The organism is uncultured Gimesia sp. (genome assembly GCF_937919775.1).
GTDB lineage: Bacteria > Planctomycetota > Planctomycetia > Planctomycetales > Planctomycetaceae > Gimesia.
Window position 1 is genome coordinate 1 of the sequence record NZ_CALFPF010000650.1, and the last position, 2,631, is coordinate 2,631.

Here is a 2,631-nt window from a genome sequence, read left to right on the forward strand (position 1 = left end):
AAATGCTGCTCAGGAGAATTATCCTGAAGACGAGATCCTGCGGGTCACTCGTCGTCCTCGTGATATGTGGGTCATCTCAAAGCGTCTACTGGGCATTGAAGGGCATACAGAACCCTGCGATATGGCTCGTGAGTGCCTGTTCCGTGCCTCGGGCGACAAAGTTCACGCCATCAGGCTTTATATGCGAGATACCGGGGCCGACCTGCACGAAGCCCAACTGGCAATCGAAACGAATATGTCTGTCGGCTGGTAACCGGTTTTAACTAACGCTCGCAGCACTACCTTAGCAGAAACGGAATGACTTCAATCCGATGATCATACAAGGAACTCTTGCAAGTTCTTCAGGCACTTTGAACAGCCAGATTCGTGTTGAAGGTGCTTATATTGTCGAAGTAGGCCCCAACCTGGGTGAAGCGGATTATTCTTTTTCTGGAGACTGTTTCATCTTTGCTGGCATGGGTGATATCCATATTCATGCCCGTGATGACGTAGGTGAGTCTCAGACCTATAAAGAAGATTTTTGTACCGCGGGCGCAGCTGCGATTAATGGGGGAGTCGTGCATGTTGCTGACATGCCGAACAACCCCGTCCCCCCAATCACGGACGAGAGTTACCAGGAAAAAACTCAGCATCTGAAAAAACGTAACCCGGCCGTTCACTTCACTCTGTATGCTGGAATCGGCCCGGGTACAAACCCGCTTTCATTCGCAGTCCCCTATAAAGCCTATATGGGTCCCAGCGTAGGCGATCTTTTTTTCAAAACGCTTGAGCAGCTCGACGAAACGCTCTCCCGCTATCGTGGCTGTGATGTGAGCTTTCACTGTGAGGATCCTGTACTGCTCGAACAACATGCCGCTGCAATGACTCATGAAGAGAAAAGGCCGGCAGAATGTGAGATCTCGGCTACACGTTTTGCGCTCCAGATGATCGAGAAATACGAGCTCAAAGGCAAACTCTGTCATTACTCGGTGGGCGAAGGATTACCGCTCATTCGGGAAGCCAGAAGCCGAGGCGTGAAGGTCACCTGCGAAGTCACTCCGCATCATTTATATTTTGATCAGTCTGATCTGACAGATCAAAACCGTGGAAAAATGCAAATGAATCCGCCTTTACGCACCATTGCAGATCGCAAGGCGATGCTGGATGCACTGCGTGAGGGTACCCTGGATTATCTTGCCACCGACCATGCGCCTCACACGCTGGAAGAAAACGAACAGGGGATTTCCGGACAGCCGCACCTGGATACGTATGGCGCTTTTGTCACCTGGTTGATTCTGGACCAGAAATTTACGCCGGAACAGGCAGCACGCTTTTGCTCTGAAAATCCGGGAGATTTCGTAAACCCTTATGTTTCACCAAAGAAGTTCGGCAGAATTGAACCCGGATACACGGCCAGTCTGACGGTTCTGAATATGAAACAACCCGTCACAATCAGACGAGAAGATCTGAAAACCAAATGTGGCTGGTCTCCTTTTGAGGGAATCACGTTCCCCGGTTCTGTCGAAGCGGTTTTCATTGAAGGCGAAAAAGTCCGCTGAGTTTCAGCATGCTACAGGTAACCAGAGTAACCTGGCTATCGAAGATCGCACCCGCAATCTTCACAGAAGCAATGAACTTACCCCTGGGCTTTGACGCAAAAAGGGGCCGATCCGGAAATCAGCCCCTTTTAAAATAATTCTGTTTCGAATCAACTTCTAGCCAGTGATAAATCCAGCTTATGTTCTGGTGACACTTGCCTGTCGTTCCGTCTGCTGAGTAGCACGTGCTGTTGCACTTCCTGGACGATTCATCAACCAGAGCAGAACGGGGCTGGCGATATAGATCGAACTGTAAGTACCAACAATCACACCCAGAACCAGACAGTAAGCAAAGCCGTGGATACCTTCACCACCAATGGCATACAGGATCAGGACGACGATCAATGTCGTGAATGAAGTCAGCAAAGTACGTGATAACGTTTGATTCAAACTCTCATTGACCATCGTAGTGGTCAGAGCAGGGTTCTTGCCACGCACTTCTCGAATTCGGTCAAAAACGACAATGGTATCATTCAATGAATAACCGACGATCGTCAGGAAGGCGGCGATCATGGGCAGGTTGATTTTGAAATCATTCAACCCTAATAGTAGCCCTAATGAGGTATGACTCAAATACGCGCCTAATGCAACTAATCCCAGCACAACAAGCACGTCATGGATTAACGCGGCAACCGCTGCCAGACCAAAAGTAATTCTCTGGAATCGAAACCAGACATAAGCCACAATCGCGATCAAACTGATCAACATGGCCATCAAAGCCGATTCCTGCATTTCACTGGCGACCGAGCTGTCAAAGCTGTTGACTTCGTCGAGAATCGCAGTGGTCGCCATGACTTCCTGCATGGTCGTTAATGCAGTTTTTAAATCGTCAACCAGCAGGTCTGGTCCGGCCTGCATGGTCATCTTTTTATATCGAGTTGATTCAGCAGCGGACTCTTCTTCCTTACCGGCAGTGGCTCCCTTCAACTGAAATTCAGGGATACGCTCGTATTTCGCAGTCTCATCCGCATTCTTGACCTTGGCAATGGCTTCTTTCAGGTAATTATCAATTGTGGATGGTTTCACATCACCACTGAAACTAAGTTCGACTTCT

Annotated in this window: 3 protein-coding genes; 2 read left to right on the forward strand and 1 reads right to left on the reverse strand. The window is 49.0% G+C overall.

What is annotated here, in order from left to right; translation table 11 throughout:
- Positions 1–253 (forward strand): DUF6793 family protein (locus Q0294_RS18555; RefSeq protein ID WP_299468432.1); only part of this gene is annotated, 253 nt, incomplete at its 5' end.
- 58 nt (positions 254–311) lie between these two features.
- A complete protein-coding gene (locus tag Q0294_RS18560; protein WP_299468434.1) occupies positions 312–1,538 on the forward strand; it encodes an amidohydrolase family protein in 1,227 nt (408 codons plus the stop codon).
- A gap of 177 nt (positions 1,539–1,715) precedes the next feature.
- Here Q0294_RS18560 and secF read toward each other — a convergent pair.
- Positions 1,716–2,631: protein translocase subunit SecF (gene secF / locus Q0294_RS18565; RefSeq protein WP_299468436.1), on the reverse strand; the 916-nt coding region annotated here is incomplete at its 5' end.

Bases quoted from the DNA above. Each gene is read 5' to 3' on its own strand.
- Q0294_RS18560 (WP_299468434.1), top strand. From the start codon at position 312: ATGATCATACAAGGAACTCTTGCAAGTTCTTCAGGCACTTTGAACAGC.